General features: G+C 39.0%; 22 protein-coding genes. 17 read left to right on the top strand and 5 right to left on the bottom strand.

The window, feature by feature from the left end; translation table 11 throughout:
- Positions 1-58 precede the first annotated feature (58 nt).
- From fabI to ACNHOZ_RS10950, 12 genes are all read left to right on the top strand, one after another.
- On the top strand, positions 59-838 hold the full coding sequence (gene fabI, locus ACNHOZ_RS11005; protein WP_014459159.1) for an enoyl-ACP reductase FabI: 780 nt from the start codon (positions 59-61) through the stop codon (positions 836-838).
- A gap of 270 nt (positions 839-1108) precedes the next feature.
- A complete protein-coding gene (locus ACNHOZ_RS11000; RefSeq protein ID WP_045290693.1) occupies positions 1109-1426 on the top strand; it encodes a hypothetical protein in 318 nt (105 codons plus the stop codon).
- Positions 1427-1770: 344 nt separating this feature from the next.
- The gene (locus ACNHOZ_RS10995; protein ID WP_063247420.1) at positions 1771-2130 is read left to right on the top strand and encodes a hypothetical protein; all 360 of its coding nucleotides are present in this window, start codon (positions 1771-1773) and stop codon (positions 2128-2130) included.
- On the top strand, positions 2120-2380 hold the full coding sequence (locus tag ACNHOZ_RS10990; protein ID WP_063247419.1) for a metal-sensitive transcriptional regulator: 261 nt from the start codon (positions 2120-2122) through the stop codon (positions 2378-2380). Before ACNHOZ_RS10995 ends, ACNHOZ_RS10990 begins: the two co-directional genes overlap by 11 nt.
- Before the next feature lie 91 nt (positions 2381-2471).
- Positions 2472-2699: a sulfurtransferase TusA family protein gene (locus ACNHOZ_RS10985; RefSeq protein ID WP_028414566.1), complete on the top strand. Its 228-nt coding sequence runs from the start codon at positions 2472-2474 to the stop codon at positions 2697-2699.
- 46 nt (positions 2700-2745) lie between these two features.
- Positions 2746-3228, top strand: coding sequence for a DsrE/DsrF/DrsH-like family protein (locus ACNHOZ_RS10980; protein ID WP_013058040.1), 483 nt, complete (start codon positions 2746-2748; stop codon positions 3226-3228).
- 27 nt (positions 3229-3255) lie between these two features.
- Positions 3256-3612: a rhodanese-like domain-containing protein gene (locus ACNHOZ_RS10975; protein ID WP_447697117.1), complete on the top strand. Its 357-nt coding sequence runs from the start codon at positions 3256-3258 to the stop codon at positions 3610-3612.
- A gap of 22 nt (positions 3613-3634) precedes the next feature.
- A complete protein-coding gene (locus tag ACNHOZ_RS10970) occupies positions 3635-3931 on the top strand; it encodes a rhodanese-like domain-containing protein (protein WP_255901771.1) in 297 nt (98 codons plus the stop codon).
- 55 nt (positions 3932-3986) lie between these two features.
- Positions 3987-4538 carry a sulfurtransferase TusA family protein gene (locus ACNHOZ_RS10965; RefSeq protein WP_063247416.1) on the top strand — a complete coding sequence of 184 codons (552 nt, stop codon included), beginning with the start codon at positions 3987-3989 and terminating at the stop codon, positions 4536-4538.
- Between the two features lie 62 nt (positions 4539-4600).
- Positions 4601-5728, top strand: coding sequence for an MBL fold metallo-hydrolase (locus ACNHOZ_RS10960; protein ID WP_221832509.1), 1128 nt, complete (start codon positions 4601-4603; stop codon positions 5726-5728).
- Positions 5729-5752: 24 nt separating this feature from the next.
- A complete protein-coding gene (locus ACNHOZ_RS10955) occupies positions 5753-5977 on the top strand; it encodes a sulfurtransferase TusA family protein (RefSeq protein WP_221832511.1) in 225 nt (74 codons plus the stop codon).
- Between the two features lie 70 nt (positions 5978-6047).
- Positions 6048-6824: a sulfite exporter TauE/SafE family protein gene (locus ACNHOZ_RS10950; protein ID WP_255901766.1), complete on the top strand. Its 777-nt coding sequence runs from the start codon at positions 6048-6050 to the stop codon at positions 6822-6824.
- 26 nt (positions 6825-6850) lie between these two features.
- Here the strand turns inward: ACNHOZ_RS10950 and ACNHOZ_RS10945 are convergent, their stop codons facing one another.
- On the bottom strand, positions 6851-7027 hold the full coding sequence (locus ACNHOZ_RS10945) for a hypothetical protein (protein WP_189645014.1): 177 nt from the start codon (positions 7025-7027) through the stop codon (positions 6851-6853).
- 472 nt (positions 7028-7499) lie between these two features.
- Here ACNHOZ_RS10945 and ACNHOZ_RS10940 point away from each other — a divergent pair, with 472 nt between their 5' ends.
- The 3 genes from ACNHOZ_RS10940 (at position 7500) to ACNHOZ_RS10930 (ending at position 10032) form a co-directional block, all read left to right on the top strand.
- A complete protein-coding gene (locus ACNHOZ_RS10940; protein ID WP_255901760.1) occupies positions 7500-8702 on the top strand; it encodes an aminotransferase-like domain-containing protein in 1203 nt (400 codons plus the stop codon).
- Positions 8703-8767: 65 nt separating this feature from the next.
- A complete protein-coding gene (locus ACNHOZ_RS10935; protein WP_372497457.1) occupies positions 8768-9310 on the top strand; it encodes a dienelactone hydrolase family protein in 543 nt (180 codons plus the stop codon).
- A 107-nt stretch (positions 9311-9417) separates the two neighbouring features.
- Positions 9418-10032: a GNAT family N-acetyltransferase gene (locus tag ACNHOZ_RS10930; RefSeq protein ID WP_168761038.1), complete on the top strand. Its 615-nt coding sequence runs from the start codon at positions 9418-9420 to the stop codon at positions 10030-10032.
- Positions 10033-10080: 48 nt separating this feature from the next.
- Here the strand turns inward: ACNHOZ_RS10930 and ACNHOZ_RS10925 are convergent, their stop codons facing one another.
- The 4 genes from ACNHOZ_RS10925 to ACNHOZ_RS10910 form a co-directional block, all read right to left on the bottom strand.
- Entirely contained in the window at positions 10081-12027 is a 1947-nt protein-coding gene (locus ACNHOZ_RS10925; protein ID WP_168761037.1) for an ABC transporter permease, read from the bottom strand.
- Positions 12017-12778 carry an ABC transporter ATP-binding protein gene (locus tag ACNHOZ_RS10920; RefSeq protein ID WP_048019567.1) on the bottom strand — a complete coding sequence of 254 codons (762 nt, stop codon included), beginning with the start codon at positions 12776-12778 and terminating at the stop codon, positions 12017-12019. The genes ACNHOZ_RS10925 and ACNHOZ_RS10920 overlap by 11 nt, the downstream gene beginning before the upstream one ends.
- A gap of 100 nt (positions 12779-12878) precedes the next feature.
- On the bottom strand, positions 12879-13883 hold the full coding sequence (locus tag ACNHOZ_RS10915; RefSeq protein ID WP_048019568.1) for a sensor histidine kinase: 1005 nt from the start codon (positions 13881-13883) through the stop codon (positions 12879-12881).
- The gene (locus ACNHOZ_RS10910; protein WP_033580356.1) at positions 13876-14568 is read right to left on the bottom strand and encodes a response regulator transcription factor; all 693 of its coding nucleotides are present in this window, start codon (positions 14566-14568) and stop codon (positions 13876-13878) included. Before ACNHOZ_RS10910 ends, ACNHOZ_RS10915 begins: the two co-directional genes overlap by 8 nt.
- A gap of 365 nt (positions 14569-14933) precedes the next feature.
- On the opposite strand from ACNHOZ_RS10910, the gene ACNHOZ_RS10905 reads away from it, so the two are divergent.
- The gene (locus ACNHOZ_RS10905; RefSeq protein WP_255901749.1) at positions 14934-16262 is read left to right on the top strand and encodes an LLM class flavin-dependent oxidoreductase; all 1329 of its coding nucleotides are present in this window, start codon (positions 14934-14936) and stop codon (positions 16260-16262) included.
- A complete protein-coding gene (locus ACNHOZ_RS10900; protein WP_168761036.1) occupies positions 16252-17436 on the top strand; it encodes a M20 family metallopeptidase in 1185 nt (394 codons plus the stop codon). Before ACNHOZ_RS10905 ends, ACNHOZ_RS10900 begins: the two co-directional genes overlap by 11 nt.
- Positions 17437-17648 lie beyond the last annotated feature (212 nt).

Genomic DNA, 17648 nt, shown 5'->3' with positions numbered 1-17648 from the left:
AAAGCTATACAATTACCTATTAGTCATCATTGATGACTAATTTTTTTTGGAGGATATTATGGAAGATTTATTACAATTAAAGAACAAGAACATTGTGATTATGGGAGTTGCCAACGACCGAAGTATTGCTTGGGGTGTTGCAAAAGCCCTTCATCAAGTAGGAGCAAACTTAATTTTTACATACCGTAAAGAACGTTCACTAGGAAAATTGAACAAGCTTTTAGAAAAAAATGAAATTCAAGCATCATTAATTGCTGAATGTGACGTAAACAGTGACGAAAGCATTGAAGCAGCGTTCAAAAAAATCGGAGAAGAAGCAGGTACAGTTCACGGAGTGATTCACTCTGTTGCGTTTGCTCATTCAGAAGATCTAAACGGCGAGTTTATTAATACGTCAAGAAGCGGATATGCATTTGCTCAAGACACAAGCGCTTATTCATTTATCGCTGTAGCGAAAGCAGCAAAACCCCTTATGACAGAAGGCGGTTCTCTTGTAGCAATGAGCTATCTTGGTGCAGAACGTGCAGTCGAAGGCTATAATGTAATGGGCGTAGCGAAAGCAGCACTTGAGTCTTCAGTAAAATACTTAGCATTAGACTTAGGAAAAGACAATATCCGCGTAAATGCGATTTCAGCAGGCCCAATTCGTACGCTTGCAGCAAAAGGCATTTCTGACTTTAACCAAATTCTTCACAAAGTTGAAGAAAAAGCACCTCTTAAGCGTAACGTAACGCAAGCAGAAGTTGGCGACATGACGGTTGTATTACTGAGCCACCTTTCACGCGGCGTAACAGGAGAAATCGTACACGTAGACGCTGGCTATAATATTGTAGGTTAATTGCAAAACACCTTCTCGAATGAGAAGGTGTTTTTTTCATGGGAAGACAAATGCATCCCAAAAAACACGGATCCCTTAAAGAAATATTCATTCTATACTTCTAGATAAATACGTGCTTCCACTTGTAAAACAAGAGCTCATGCCTATAAGTAAAGAGAAGAAATACGTAATTTAATTCATAATTAATCAAACGCCTATATTTTAAAATAGATAAGCTCTAAATTCTAAAAAGAACATATGATGTGGCAAAGGAAAAGGAGTTGACGAAATATGCATCAAGGACAGCAACATTATATTCCATGGGAACAATGGCATCATCAGCATCCTCAAGGCACGTGGAATCAATGGCATCAGCAACATCCTCATGTCCCTTGGGAGCAGTGGCACAAACAGTATCCGCACGGCACATGGAATCAATGGCATCAACAACATCCATACACACCTTGGAATCAGTGGCATCAGCAGTATCCGCACGGTTCGTGGAATCAGTGGCATCAGCAAAATCCATATGTGCCATGGAATCAGTGGCACCAGCAGCATCCACACAGTTCGTGGAATCAATGGCATAATATTTATCATCAAAGCTAATCAGCTTTTTACCACAAAAGGTCCAGTTCCCAAGGAGAACTGGACCTTTTGTGCGCAGATGGTGAATGGTGCAGTAAGCTTATTTTTTAGTAATTTATATGAGCCCAGGTGATGCATGAAAACGGAAAAGTCTGTTTGGTCTATAGGGGAGGGGGTACACACAGTAAAGGAGATTAAAGAAAACATTCATGATTCCTAAGGTGTATAAAGTGGATTGATTCGTATGAAAGGATTCATGTAAATAAGTAAAATTAAATATAATTTTCTCGCTTGACAATATACCTATAGGGGTATAATATAAAGCGTGTAAACAACATCAATTCAATAGCAAGGCGGTGATTGTTATGCTTTATATAGAAGTATTGTTGCTTGCTATTTTATTTATTGCATACAGCCGTTATTATCCTGTTAAAGGAATACAGTGCATACGGGAATCTGAAGCAAAAGAACTTGGGCGAACGGTTGTAGATATTCGCCATTATCATGAAGTTCGCGATTCTATTGATACAGTTATTCCGTATGCGTATCTCAAACGCTTTTATTCAGAAATTCCACAGGGCAGCGTTCATCTGATTGCCGGAGATAGAGTGGAGTTAAATTTAGGCGTACGGTTCTTACGAAAAAAAGGTTTTAAAGTACGCAGCTATGAGTTAGCAGCGTGTAAAAGTAAAGGAAAGAAAGGGGTATTCGATTATGGAGTATAATCAACAAGTGAAAAATCGCATGCGCCGAATTGAAGGGCAGTTAAAAGGCGTGTTTAGCATGATGGAACAAGGAAAAGACTGCCGAGACGTCGTGACTCAATTATCTGCTGCAAGAAATGCCATTGATCGCACAATGGGAGTTATTGTGAGCAGCAATCTTGAACAGTGCGTCAGAGAAAGCCTTCAGCAAGGAGAGCCAACGGAAGGGTTAGTGAAAGAAGCTGTACAGCTGTTAGTGAAAAGTCGTTAATCGTTGTCACCTTATTTAAGGTTGACGAATATCATTATTTAACATAATATACCCTTACAGGTATATGTATATAAAAGGAGAGATAAACACTATGAAAATTGATCAAGTTTTAGATGCAAAAGGATTAGCGTGTCCAATGCCAATCGTAAAAACAAAAAAGGCAATGGATACTTTAACAACAGGCCAAGTATTAGAAGTGCAAACGACAGATAAAGGTGCTAAAAGTGATCTAACAGCTTGGGCAAAATCAACAGGACACGAGCTTATTGATTTTAAAGAAGAAGGAAGCACATTTATCTTTTACATTCAAAAGAGCTAATTTTTTTAGAATTAAATATACCCCATAGGGTAATAGGAGGAACAACATGACTGAGCAAAAGAAACGAACAACAATTGTATTATTTAGCGGTGATTATGACAAAGCGATGGCAGCTTATATTATTGCTAACGGAGCGGCTGCTTATGACCATGAAGTGACGATATTCCATACGTTTTGGGGATTGAATGCGCTTCGTAAAGAAGAAATGGTGCCGGTGAAAAAAGGATTTTTAGAAAAGATGTTTGGCAAAATGATGCCGCGCGGTGCGGATAAAATGGGCTTATCTAAAATGAACTTTGCAGGTATGGGACCTAAAATGATTAAAAATGTCATGAAAAAGCATAATGCCCTAACGCTGCCGCAGCTTATCGAAATGGCACAGGAACAAGACGTTAAGCTAGTAGCTTGTACAATGACGATGGATCTTCTAGGGTTACAGGAAAAAGAGCTGCTAGATAATATTGAATATGCAGGCGTAGCGGCGTATTTAGCCGATGCAGAAGACGGAAACGTAAACTTATTCATCTAAAAGATAGCTCATGAAGCGAGGGTCAATATGATTATCAATGCGCTTATTATCGTTTTTCTGCTGTGGTTTTTGTATCAGCGTTTTGCAACAGTAAAAGGTATTCAGCAAATAGCCACAACGGAGTTAAAAGCAAAGTTAAAAAATAAAAATAACCAGTTTATCGACGTGCGAACACCGCATGAATTTCGTACCAAACATATTAAAGGATTTCGAAACATTCCTTTATCAGAACTGCCAGCGCAAACAGGCCAGCTTTCAAAAGACAGAGAAGTAGTCGTTATTTGTCAAAGCGGAGTGAGAAGTATGAAAGCAAGTAAGCTGTTGAAAAAGCAAGGTTTTATATCCATTACCAACGTTAAAGGCGGCATGAATACGTGGAGATAAATCAAGAAGGAGGAGACGCAGAGTGAAGACAATAGCAGCACAAGAAGTAGAACAATTAGTAAAAAAACAAGAACAAATTCACATTTTAGACGTGCGTGAAGTAGAGGAAGTAAAAATAGGTAAAATACCAAACGCGTTAAATATTCCGCTTCCTTTATTGGAATTCCGTATGCATGAGTTAGATAAAGCAAAGAATTATATTGTTGTCTGTCGTTCTGGTGGCAGAAGCGGAATGGCAGCTCGTTTTCTTGAGCAGAAAGGCTACAGTGTAACGAATATGACCGGCGGCATGATGGAGTGGAAAGGGGAAGCGGTCTAATTTTTTTAGATAAAAATATACCCCTACTAGTATTTAAACCAAGGAGGAAAAAGAAATGATGCAAGCAAACTTCGTATTAGATGCAAAAGGGTTAGCATGTCCAATGCCAATCGTAAGAACAAAGAAGAAAATGAATGAATTAGAAGCAGGTCAAGTGCTAGAAATTCAAGCAACGGATAAAGGCTCTACGGCTGACTTACAAGCGTGGGCAAAAAGCACAGGTCATGAGTATTTAGGTACCGAGGCAGCAGGTGACGTTCTTCACCACTTTCTTCGTAAAGGCGGAGCTGAAGAAAACGTAACGCCAATTCCTGAAATTTCATTAGAAGAATTTGCGAAAAAAGTAGAGCATGATGAACATCTTCATATTTTAGACGTTCGTGAAGTAGAAGAATACGATGAAGCTCATATTCCAGGCGTAGTTCACATTCCGCTTGGTGAAGTAGAAAAACGTTTCAATGAGTTAAATAAAGAAGATGAAATTTATATTATTTGCCACTCTGGAAGACGAAGTGAAATGGCAGGCCAAACAATGAAAAAGCAAGGATTTAAACATTTAATTAACGTGGTTCCCGGTATGCGTGACTGGACGGGTAAAGTAGAATAACCAATCGATTATAATGGATTAAAAAATTTTGATAGTTCATATACCTAAGGAGGTATTTTAATATGACAGTACATGTACTTACTGCAAAAGAAGTTACATCTAAAATTATCAATAAAGAAGCGTTATTTATCTTGGACGTTCGTAACGAAAGTGATTTTAGCGATTGGAAAATTGAAGGTCATCAATTTCAGCATTTAAATGTTCCATACTTCGATCTTTTAGACGGAGTAGAAGAAATCTTAGAAAAAATCCCTTCTGATAAAGAAGTATTAGTTGTTTGTGCTAAAGAAGGTTCATCCGTGATGGTAGCTGACATGCTTTCTGAAGCTGGTCTTACCGTATCGTACCTTAAAGGCGGTATGAAAGCGTGGAGTGAGTACTTAGAGCCTGTTAAAGTTGGCGATTTAAAAGACGGCGGAGAGATCTATCAGTTTGTTCGTATCGGTAAAGGGTGCTTATCTTATATGATCGTATCAAACGGTGAAGCGGCTATTATTGATGCGACGCGTATGGCAGATGTGTACATCCACTTTGCCAAAGAACTTGGTGTCACGGTTAAGCACGTGTTTGATACGCACCTTCATGCAGATCACATTTCAGGAGGAAGAGTTATTGCGGAAGCAACAAATGCAGCGTACTGGCTGCCTCCAAAAGATGCAGAAGAAGTGGTTTTTGACTACAAGGCTTTAGAAGAAGGCAGCGATGTCGTGATTGGTAACACAATGATTACGATTCAGCCTCTTTATTCACCGGGTCATACGATTGGATCAACTTCTTTTATCTTAGACGATCAATATTTGCTTTCAGGTGATATTTTGTTCATTGATTCAATTGGACGTCCTGATTTAGCTGGTATGGCTGAAGACTGGGTAGGCGATTTGAGAGAAACGCTTTATACACGTTATAAAGCATTGTCAGATGAGTTAATCGTATTACCAGCTCACTTTATGATTATTGATGAGCTAAATGACAACGGAAGCGTAGCTGAAAAGTTAGGTGCGTTGTTTGCGGAAAATCATGGATTAAATATTGAAAACGAAGCAGAGTTCAGACACTTAGTAACAGATAATTTACCGCCGCAGCCAAATGCGTATCAAGAAATTCGTGAAACCAACATGGGAAAAGTAAGCCCAGATGAAGAAAAACAGCGTGAAATGGAAATTGGACCAAACCGCTGTGCGATTCGCTAAAACCTAAACAAAGGAGAGAGAGAAATGGAATCAAATAAAGTACTAGATGCAAAAGGGCTGGCATGTCCAATGCCGATTGTTAAAACAAAAAAAGCAATGAATGAATTAGAAGCAGGTCAAGTGTTAGAAATTCACGCAACGGATAAAGGGGCAAAAAATGACCTTGGAGCCTGGGCAAAATCTGGCGGTCACGAGCTTCTTCATACAGAAGAAGGCGACGTTCTTAAATTTTGGATTAAAAAAGGATAAGAAATAATAGACGAAAAGGGTATCTCTTGTAAAAGGTACCCTTTCCTTATATGAAACGGAGCGACTATAGATGGATCTTACATTTATCATCACGCTTTTTCTTATTGGATTTATTGGGTCGTTCATTTCCGGTATGGTCGGTATTGGCGGGTCTGTTATTAATTATCCGATGCTGTTGTATATTCCTCCATTAGTAGGAGTAGGAGCATTAACGGCTCATCACGTCTCAGGTGCAGGAGCCATTCAAGTATTCTTTGCGACATTAGGCGGCGTATGGGCGTATCGAAAAAGCGGATTTTTAAACAAATCATTAATTTTATACATGGGCAGCAATATTCTAATTGGGAGCATGCTTGGAAGCTACCTCTCACATTATATGAGTGAACAAGGATTAAATGTTGTATATGGAGTTTTAGCTCTTATTGCGGTTATGATGATGTTTATTCCAAAGAAAAATGTAGATAAGATAAAAGAAGGCGAACTTCAATTCAATAAAGGACTAGCTTCTATTTTATCACTGCTTATTGGAGCCGTAGCAGGAGTGTTAGGAGCAGGGGGAGCCTTTATTTTAGTTCCTGTGATGCTCGTAGTGCTTAAAATTCCAACTCGAATTACCATCGCCACTTCACTAGCGGTTACCTTTATTTCTTCCATTGGTTCAACGGTTGGAAAGCTGGTGACGCATCAAGTGCCATTTATACCAGCACTAATTTTAATTGCTGCAAGCCTAATTGCTTCTCCAATTGGTGCAAAAGTTGGTCAGAAAATGAATACAAAAGTGCTTCAGTGGATCCTTGCCGGTTTGATTTTAGCAACGGCAATTAAGATTTGGTGGGGGCTAATGTAAAAAAGCTATGGATTCCCATAGCTTTTTTATATTGTTCCATTACTTTCCACATACGTTTCAAGCGCAGGGTGAAATTCTTTTTGATAGTGGTTAGACGGACACACTTTCACTACAGTCGCGTGAAGTGCATTAGATTTTGATGTATTTAACACTTGCTTGCATTTTGGGCATCGTTCATTAAACAGTAAATGAAACCATTTCACTTTTCATCACTCCTGTATTAAAACCTTTAAACCTTATCGAGTTAATAAGGATTATAACGAGTTTTATACGGCAGGTCAATGAAAAGGGAAAGGAATCTTACATAATGGTTTACTGAAATAAATATATTTGTATAAAAAATTAAGAATTTGTAGAATTTATTGTTTATTTATTTGAATTTTATGTTATCCTTTTTAACATACATTAAATATAAGGCCACATTTATCGTACGACCTTTGAATTGTATTGCAGATAGGGAATAAGAAAATATATATTGAAAGGAGAAAGGGAGAGTCAGAGAGGACGCACATGCTAGTTGTCTGTTAAAAAGGCATCTTGCAAGCTGTAAAAGCTGCATAATCTCATGAATAGAAGCATCTGTCTTAATTTTTCTGACTATTCGAATAATTATTTTTACCATTGAAAGTTTGAGTCACTGCAAAAGTTTAAAATCTAAAAAAGGAATGATCAACAATGAAAGATAAATTTGCCCAACGAGCTAGTCTTGTAAAATCCTCTGAAACGCGCGAAATTTTAAAAGTAACGGAACGACCAGAAGTGATTTCGTTTGCAGGAGGACTTCCAGCGCCGGAGCTATTTCCCGTTGAAGCAATGAACGATGCGTGCCGCGCCGTATTAAATGAAGACGGAGCCGCTTCGCTTCAATACAGTACAACTGAAGGGTATATTCCTTTACGAGAAGCCATTTCGACACGAATGAAGCATATCGGCATCGAGTCCGCTGTTTCAAACATTTTAATTACGTCCGGATCTCAGCAGGCAATCGATCTTACAGGAAGGCTGTTTCTTAATGATGGAGACGTGGTAATCTGTGAAAGTCCAACGTACCTAGCAGCCATTAACGTCTTCAAATCTTACAATGCAACGTTTGTAGAAGTAGATATGGACGAAGACGGAATGATTATGGAAGAGCTGGAGAAAAAACTTCAAGAAAATCCGCATGCGAAATTTATCTATACAATTCCAGATTTTCAAAACCCTACAGGACGCACCTTAACGCGAGAAAGACGTCAGCGAATGATCGAGCTTGCGAATGCATACGACGTGCTGATTGTAGAAGACAATCCGTACGGAGGCGTACGATTTGCAGGAGAAACCCTTCCGCCCGTTAAGCAGTTTGATACAGAAGGCAGAGTTATTTATATCAGCACATTCTCTAAAATTTTTGCACCAGGTCTTCGAATCGGCTGGGTGTGCGCAGATGAAGCTTTCATTGATAAGTACGTGGCATTTAAACAAGTGGCTGACTTGCATACGGACAGCCTTGCTCAGCGGATAACGGCTAAGTATATGGAGCTTTATGATATTGAAGAGCACATTCAAAAAATTAAAGCTGTGTACAAAGAGCGATGTACACAAATGTTATCTTGTATTGAAGAATTTTTCCCGGAGAATTTGTCTTACAGTAAGCCAGAAGGCGGATTGTTTATTTGGGTAGAGCTGCCCCAAGGAATCGATTCAGCACATATCTTTTCAGAATGTCTAAAAAATAACGTAGCCTGTGTTCCGGGAACACCATTCTTTCCAAATGGCACAAGAAACAACGCGCTGCGCTTGAATTATTCCAATATGTCTGCGGAGCAAATCGTAGAAGGCATGAAGCGCATGGGAGACGTATTGCACCGTGAACTGGCGAGAGAAACGACTGTTTTATAAAAGAAATGAAAAAATCAAATAAAGCCATTTTATTAATTCATGAAATATACGGTGTGAACGATCATATGAAGTTTGTAAAACAGGAATTGTCTAAGTTAGGGGCAGATATTATCTGCCCTAACTTACTATCTAAAGACGTTTCTTATAGTTATGAAGAAGAAGGAATGGCTTATCAGAACTTTGTTCAAAACATTGGGATTGACGAGGGTTCAAAACAAATTACTAACATGTTAATTCAGCTAAAACAAGAATATGAAGAAGTAGGGATCATGGGATTTAGTGTAGGAGCCACAATATCGTGGCTATGCAGTGAAAACAATTTGTGTGACTTTGTGATTGGCTGTTACGGATCGCGCATTAGAGACTATATAAATAGACGTCCTGTGTGTCCAACTCTTCTTATTTTTCCCGCTGAAGAGCAAACATTTGATGTAGACCGTTTAATAAACTCACTAGAGCAAAAAAGAGAGCCGCTTTTGGAAATCAAAAAGTTTTATGGATTTCATGGGTTTATGAATCCTTTTTCACAAACCTTTAATAAAGAATCAGCGGACGAAGCCTTCCAAACAGTAAGTGACTTTCTCGAAAAGCACTTAGCTGATCACTAGCTATACACGCTGAAAGTGATACCTTGCAATAAGCAGAAACTGACCCTTTTTCAGTACGTATACCTGTATTAACATTTTCTTTAAACGTATCAAAAAGGAGCGAGGTTATGCTAAAGTCAGTTGAACTTGTAGGAACAGCGGTAAAGCTAGTGCCGCTTGAAAAAATGCATGAGCAAGGACTCTATGAAGCTGCAAAACCGAAAGAAATTTGGGAGCATCTCCCGGTAAAAGTTCATCGTCTAAGTGATATGAAACAGCTGATTGAAAGTGCTTTAACAGCAAAGCAGGAAGGAAGAGAGCTGCCTTTTGCTGTATTTGATATAGAGTCACATTCAATTGTAGGAAGCACAAGATTTTTAGATATATCACTTCCTAACAAAAGCGTCGAAATAGGGTGGACGTGGTATCATCCATCCGTGTGGCGAACTCGAGTCAACACGGAGTGTAAGTATTTATTATTAAAATACTGTTTTGAAGAGCTGAAGTTTCACCGCGTTCAGTTCAAAACGGATGTGCGAAACAAGCGGTCTAGAGCGGCTATTAAACGGTTAGGTGCTACGCAAGAAGGCATTAGCAGAAAACATATGCTTTTACCAGATGGATACGTACGAGATTCGGTTATCTTCAGTATAATTGACGACGAATGGCCGTTTGTCAAAAAGCGACTAGAAGGTTTTTTACATGCAGCCAGTCAGGGAAATAAAGAAAATGCCAGCAATTAATGGCATTTAAAGATAAAAAGCACAAGCTATAGCTTGTGCTTTTTATCTTTAAAGAGCTTCTTTAATAATTTTTTTATAGTAAAGAACCGATAATATACCAAAGATAGAGTACAGGGCCGTATAAACAACCATAACGATAATCATAGGTGTCCAAACCTCTGTTCCAAACCAGAACCAGCCGGATTGCACGGCAAAATAGCTGTGAAGCAAGCCTACGATTAACGGGATGCCGAAATTAAAGAGCTGTTTTATTTTTATTCCGTTTAGTAAGTCTTTTTCAGTAAATCCTAGCTTTCTAAGAATTGTATAGTTTGGCTTTTCATCTTCACTTTCGTCCATTTGCTTGAAGTAAAGAATGCACCCTGATGTGATTAAAAATGCCAGTCCTAGAAAAGCAACAATGAACATGATTAGACCCATAGTCTGCTTTTGGCTCCCCATCATATCCATACGGGAATCATTTAAGCTGTTATTGCTAAATTTCATCTCTCCGAAAAGCTCATTTGCTTTTTTTAAGTTATCTTCATTTGATATGTCTATTCCAGTGTAGATAGACGACTCTTTTTGAATAGAAGGGTCCGCATTCTGTTTAAGCTCATTAAATACAGCATCATCTACAATGGCAGTAGGCAAACCGCCCCCTGTAAAATAAATAGATAGAAGAAACTTTCGCTTTAATCCTACAAATTTTTGTGGAATTACTTTTTGCTTTCCTTTTAACTCAATTTGTCCCGAATCTTTAAATGCCATTGTTTTTTGAAGCATATTATTATACCCGGTAAACAAGGTTTCGTTTTGAGCTAGATTTAAGCCATTAACTGATTTTTCACTAATCATCGGAATCGTCATAGCAGATGAGTCGACCATTGGACTTTTTAGTTCATGTTCTAAGATGCTTTTTACGTTTGCTTTTACTTGGATGACGTCAATCTTTTTTTCTGTATATGCTATCTTCTTTTGATCCAGCGCGGCTTTAAACGAAGCAGCGTCTTTTGTATTATTGATCGAAAAATCGTTAGGTACATAGTCTCCAGCCGACTTTTCAGCAGAGTAATAGGAAATGTAGCTCAAACATAGAAAACCGATAGCAAGAGCCGATACGGTTGTAATCACCGTTAGTAATAATGCGTTTGATTTCATTCGAAACATAATGGAAGAAAGAGATAATACGTCGTTAATCGACAAATAGCCTTTTTTGCTTTTTCGCATAAGATTTAATAAAAAGCGAACGGACCCTTTATAAAACAAATAGGTTCCGATGATAACCGAAGCTAAAATGGATACCATTGCGATGGACAAAGCATTCATGCTTGTAAAAGATCCGTCAAACAATTTAGCAGAAATATAGTAGCCGGAAACAATAAAGATCATGCCAAGAATTCCAATAATAATTTCAAATATACTAATTTTTTTCGTTTTGCCTTCTGTCGACGAAGTAACTCGGAATAGGGCTAAAATGGTCTGTCTTTTAATAAAAAGATAGTTCATCGTCATGATTAACAAATAGATGACGCCGAACACAATCAGCGTTTGAATCAAGGCTTCTTCTGAAAAGTGAAGCTTGGCAATGCCTTTTGTATCGGTGATTTTAAATAAAATCATGATGATTACTTTTGAAAATGAAAATCCGATTAAAATGCCGACAATCAATGAGCTAAAGTACAGCATAAAATTTTCAGCCGTCAAGATACGAAAAATTCTTGTTTTGGTCATGCCAATTAGCTGAAATAAGCCAATTTCTTTACTGCGCCGTTTGATAAATATCGTGTTTGCATATAATAGAAAGATAGAAACAATGGCTACAAGTAAAACAGAAGCGGCCCGAACGGCTGCGCCTCCTTTAATGGAGCCTTTGGTTGCATCAAGAGCAGGATCGTACTGAAGCGTGACAAAAGCAAAATATAAAGCTGCGCTGAAAACCAGTGCAAAAACGTACAAATAATAGTTTTTTACATTCTTTTTGAAGTTGCGGAAGACGAGCTGATTAATATTCATCTTGCACTCCGCCTAGTACACCTTGAGTTTTCATAATATCTTCAAAGAAGTCTTTTCGCGTTTGATCCCCTTTATACAGCTGCGTATAAATTTGTCCGTCTTTTATAAAGATCACTTTACTGCAATAGCTGGCTGCCACTGGGTCATGCGTTACCATCACAATTGTTGCGCTTCTTTTGTCATTAAGCTCGGTCAGTTTGTTTAATAAATCGCTAGCTGCTTTTGAGTCAAGTGCACCGGTTGGTTCGTCAGCGAAAATCATGCTTGGTTCATGAATAAAGGCTCTTGCGGCAGAGGTACGCTGTTTTTGTCCGCCCGAAATTTCATTTGGATATTTATCTTTGAGCTCATAGATGCCAAGCTGTTTGGCTAGCGCGTCAAATTTTTTGTGAGCTACTGCTGAAGGAGTTTTGACAACAGAAAGCGGCAAGAGGATATTTTCTTTGACTGTCAGTGTATCCAGTAAGTTATAGTCTTGAAAAATAAAGCCTAAATGTGTTTTTCGAAAGTTTGCTAACTGCTTTTCTTTCATTCTGCTAATTTCATTTCCTTCAATTTTGATGGTTCCGCCGTTGATTTTATCAATCGAGGAAAGCACGTTCAGAAGCGTGGTTTTACCTGAGCCGGAAGCCCCCATAATTCCTACAAATTCTCCTTTCATAATCATAATATCTACACTTTTTAATACTTCTTGTTTATTAAATTTATTTCCGTAGCTTTTATGAATATTAGTTGCTTCTAATATGTTCATATGTACTCACTCCTTTAATCTGATACGTTTATTATAGAAAAAGGGCTTTAGCTTTTCCTTTGATTCACCGAACAAATAACGAAAGCATGTGACATTTTTGTCACATGCTTTTCATATCAACAAAATCATTTGATTTAGGAAAGGCAAGTGTAAACGTCGTGCCTTCGTTAAGAGCTGACTGCACGCCAATGTGAATAGAAAGAGCGTGCGCAGCTTTTTGAGCGAGATACAAACCCATACCTGTGGCACGGCTGTCTTCATGCTGAGTGGTTGATGTAAAACCTTTTTCAAAAATGCGCGGCATATCTTGAGGAGAAATGCCGCGTCCGCTGTCTTTTATCTCGACGTACACTTGACCAAGGTGCTTGTAGCTTCTAATCATTACGTCAGATGCTTCACTGTACTTGACTGCGTTTGTTAAGAGCTGTCTCATAATAAACGAAAGCCACTTTGCGTCACACAGTACACGTTCTGCCTGTATGTCCACATCAAACCCAATATTTTTTTGCATACACCAAGCTTGCAGCGTTTTGATTTCAGTGAAAATAAGGGACTCTAAATCCAGATGTTCAATATACATATCATTTTCGATAAAGAAAATGCGCTTTTGATGCAGCTGTTGATCAAGTAAAAAGTGAATACGGAGCCACTCGAACGTCAAGTTTGCTTTAACTTCTCGATTTTCTAAGCGTTCAATTATTAAATGCATTGCAGTTAACGGCGTTTTAATTTCGTGAATCCAAGCTAACATTTCATCTTTTTCCTGCGTCACGTGCAGCTGGGTTTGCACGCCATCTTTTTTCGCCTGTTCTAATTGTTGCATCAGATTTTGCTGAACAATCTTTTCAAAGGGGCGCAGCGGATGAGAAAGAGTAGAAGAATCAAAGAAATCCTCTTCATCTTTTAACCCTTGGTAAAATTTCGTTTCTTTCTGATAGCGGAAGACGCAAAAAATAAGAAAGATAATCGATGATAAAAACACGATATAAAGAATCGAAGACAGAGGAATGGATTCATCAATATAAGCGATAAAAAGCATTAAAAGATGCATCATAAAAAAGAAAAGAATCCAGCTTAGACGCTCGCGAATAAAGAGTTTAATCATAGCGTTCCTCTTCAATCGCTACGTAGCCTTGACCGACTTTTGTTTCAATAAAGCTTCCCAGTCCAATTTCATCTAACTTTTTTCGCAGGCGATTGACGTTTACCGTTAGGGTATTATCACTGATAAACCGTTTATCTTCCCACAAACTATTAATCAGCTCATCTCGGCTTACAATCGTATTCTTTTTATATATTAAGCATTTTAAAATAAAGATTTCATTTTTGGTTAACTCAATAGCTTTAGATTCCGTTGATACTTTATTTTTTTCGTAATCAATCGTTGCGCCTTGCCACGAAAGAAGGCTTACTTGTTCAACGCTGTAATTATACACGCGGCGGAGAAGGGCTTGTATTTTTGCTACAAGCACATCAAAATGAAACGGCTTTTGCACAAAGTCGTCGGCTCCAAACTGCATAGACATGACCATATCAGAAGGATGATCTCGTGAAGATAGGAATATAATAGGGATTTTCGAGTGAGAGCGAATCATTCTGCACCAGTGGAATCCGTCATACTTCGGCAGCTGAATATCCATAATCACTAAATCAGGTTTTACCTCGCTAAACTCCTGCATAACGTTACTGAAATCACGGATGCCATAAACATCATATGACCATTGCTCCAACCGCTCTTTCAGTTCGTTAAACAGCGTTACATCATCTTCAATTAAAAGAAGTTTAAACAATAACACGTACCACGCTTTCTGTTTTTATACTCATTTTATAGTAATATTCTTTTATTTACCATATATGTTAGTAGATTCATAGGGGTTCTTTTTAAAATGTAAAGAATAACACTGGCTGAGCATAGTTTATAAACATACGCTGAACTCTAAGGAAAAAGAGAGCTGTTAGGAAAGAAATGCAGCTGTAGTTTTACAGAAATAAAAGGAAATATTTAAAAAGCTAATTTGACTTACCGGGATAGTAGGTATAACATGCAGATAAGTCGAATAAACAGCTATTTAAAAACAATCGACCAGACGACTGGAGATGCTTTGAACAATCAAAGCATCTCTTTTTATTTGTCGTGAAAAGGAGGAAGTATACGTTGAGTAAAAAAAGAAAGCTAAAGCTAGGAGCAAATATTAAAGGACTTGGAAATACGACGGATGGATGGAGACATCCGGACGTAGAGCCTGATGCGAGCATTAATATTGAGTTTTATAAGAAACAAGCGCGTATATTAGAAAAAGGACTTTTCAGCTTTGTCTTTATTGCGGATGGATTAGCCATATCTGAAAAGTCTATTCCTCACTTTTTAAATCGTTTTGAGCCAATTACGCTGCTGTCAGCTCTTGCTGCTTCTACGAGTCACATCGGACTAGTTGGAACGGTTTCAACAAGTTTCAGTGAGCCTTTTACAATCGCTCGTCAGCTGATGTCTCTTGATCATATCAGCGGTGGCCGAGCAGGATGGAACTTAGTTACTTCTCCGCAAGAAGGGGCAGCGCGCAATCACAGCAGAGGATATCTTCCTCTTCACAGCGAACGATACGAAATGGCAAAAGAGCATCTCGACGTAGTAAAAGGGCTGTGGGATTCGTGGGAAGACGATGCTTTTATCTATCAAAAAGAAACCGGTCAGTTTTTTGATCCGAAAAAAATGCATACGCTTGGGTTTAAAGGCAAGCATTTTCAAGTTCAAGGGCCTTTAAATATTGCTCGTTCAAAGCAAGGACATCCGGTTGTGTTTCAAGCTGGCTCATCAGAAAGGGGAAGAGGTTTCGGAGCGGAAAATGCGGATGCGATTTACACAAATGCACATACACTAGAAGAGGCGCAGGCATTCTATCAAGATATGAAAAATAGAGCAAAAAATCCCGAAGAGCTTCTCATTTTTCCAAGTATTGATTTAATTATAGGAGATAGCGAGGAAGATGTAGAAAGAAGATATGGAGAGCTTGCTGCTTTAATTCCAATTGATCATGCCATTACATATTTAGCTCGTTTTTTTGATGATTATGACTTTCATCAATTTGACGTAGACGCACCGTTTCCAGAGTTAGGGGATATCGGAGCAAATGCCTTTCAAAGCACGACAAATAAAATTAAACAAGCGGCGGCTGCTCGAAAGTTAACGTTAAGACAAGTGGCGCTTGAAACAATATTGCCGCGTTCGCCGTTTTCAGGAACGCCAGAGCACGTAGCGGATGAAATGCAAAAATGGCATGAGCAGGAAGCAGCGGATGGATTTGTGCTTCGTCCTTTTATGAGCGAGACGTTTCATCAATTTGTGGAAAAAGTAGTGCCTATTTTACAAGAGCGTGGTCTTTACGACACTTCATACGAAAGCAGTACGCTGCGCGGGAATTTGAACCTTTCCGTTCCAGCCAATCGATATAGTCAAACAAAGGGGGAGTTTGTATATGACAGTTAAATCAATCGGTGAATACAGCGTCACAGAAAGCTTAAAGAAGCAGGTAATTGAGTGGAGAAGACATTTTCATCGCTATCCTGAATTATCGTTTCAAGAGCACCGAACGGCTCAGTTTGTTGAAGATACGCTTCGTTCGTTTGAAAGCTTTATCATTACGCGTCCTACACCAACAAGCGTGGTAGCTAGATTAATAGGGAAAGAAGAGGGAAAAGTAGTTGCGATTCGAGCGGATATGGACGCGCTGCCGATTGAAGAAGAAAATACGTTTTCATTTGCTTCGGTTCATAAAGGCGTGATGCATGCATGCGGACATGACGGTCACACGGCTATTTTGCTAGGAGTAGCTTCTGTGCTTTCTCAGTTAGGAAATGAATTTAAAGGAGAAATTCGCTTAATTTTTCAACACGCAGAAGAGCTGCTGCCCGGGGGAGCGCAGGAGCTTGTGAAAGAAGGCGTGATGGAAGGTGTGGATTATGTAATTGGTACGCACTTGAATTCTGGTCTTCCAGTCGGAGAAATCGGCGTGCTTGCAGGTCCTATGATGGCTTCGCCTGACACGTTTAATATATCGATTAAAGGAAAAGGAGGACACGCCGCAGCGCCTCATGAAGCAGTTGACGCCATCGTTGTAGGAGCGCAAATTGTGACAAACCTTCAAACGATTGTTTCAAGAACGACGAATCCAATCGATAAATTAGTCGTATCGGTTACACAATTCCACGGAGGAACTACGCACAACGTACTTCCTGATAAAGTGCAGCTGAACGGTACCGTTCGAAGCTTTGACGCGGCTCTGCGAGAAAAAGTTCCGGCACAAATCGACCGGATTGTAAAAGGAATAACAGAAGCCTACGGTGCAGAGTACACCTTCACATATGAAAAAGGCTATCATCCCGTCATTAACTCTGAAAAAATTACAAGGCTAATTGAAGAAACAGCCATCGAAGAATACGGAAAAGAACGTGTTAAAACACTGTCTCCTAAAATGGGAGGAGAAGATTTTTCAGCTTACCTGCAGGAAACGGAAGGAGCTTTTTTTAACATCGGAGCCCGAAATGAAGAACATGACATCGTATATCCTCATCATCATCCGAAGTTTACAATAGATGAAGCCTCGCTTGAAGTCGGAGTAAAGATGTTTTTGCGCGTTACTGAAAAGCTGTTGGCTCGTTAAAAAAAGAGATTCAGACATACAATGACCCAATTTAAAGACGAAAAAAGGCACAAAGGAGCTCGTATGGATTGCTTGTGACACGGCTGTTGGTTTCCGTGCAAGACTTCGCTTTCCGCGGGCGGCTGATGAGTCTCCTCGTCGCATACGCTCCTGCGGGGTCTTACTTCTTCCACTTTCCCCGCAGGAGTCTTCGTCTTGTCCTCCAACCAACA

Source organism: Priestia sp. D51 (assembly GCF_053345675.1).
The sequence above is the reverse complement of the archived record's forward strand: the minus strand, read 5'-3'. Positions and strand labels throughout refer to the sequence as shown.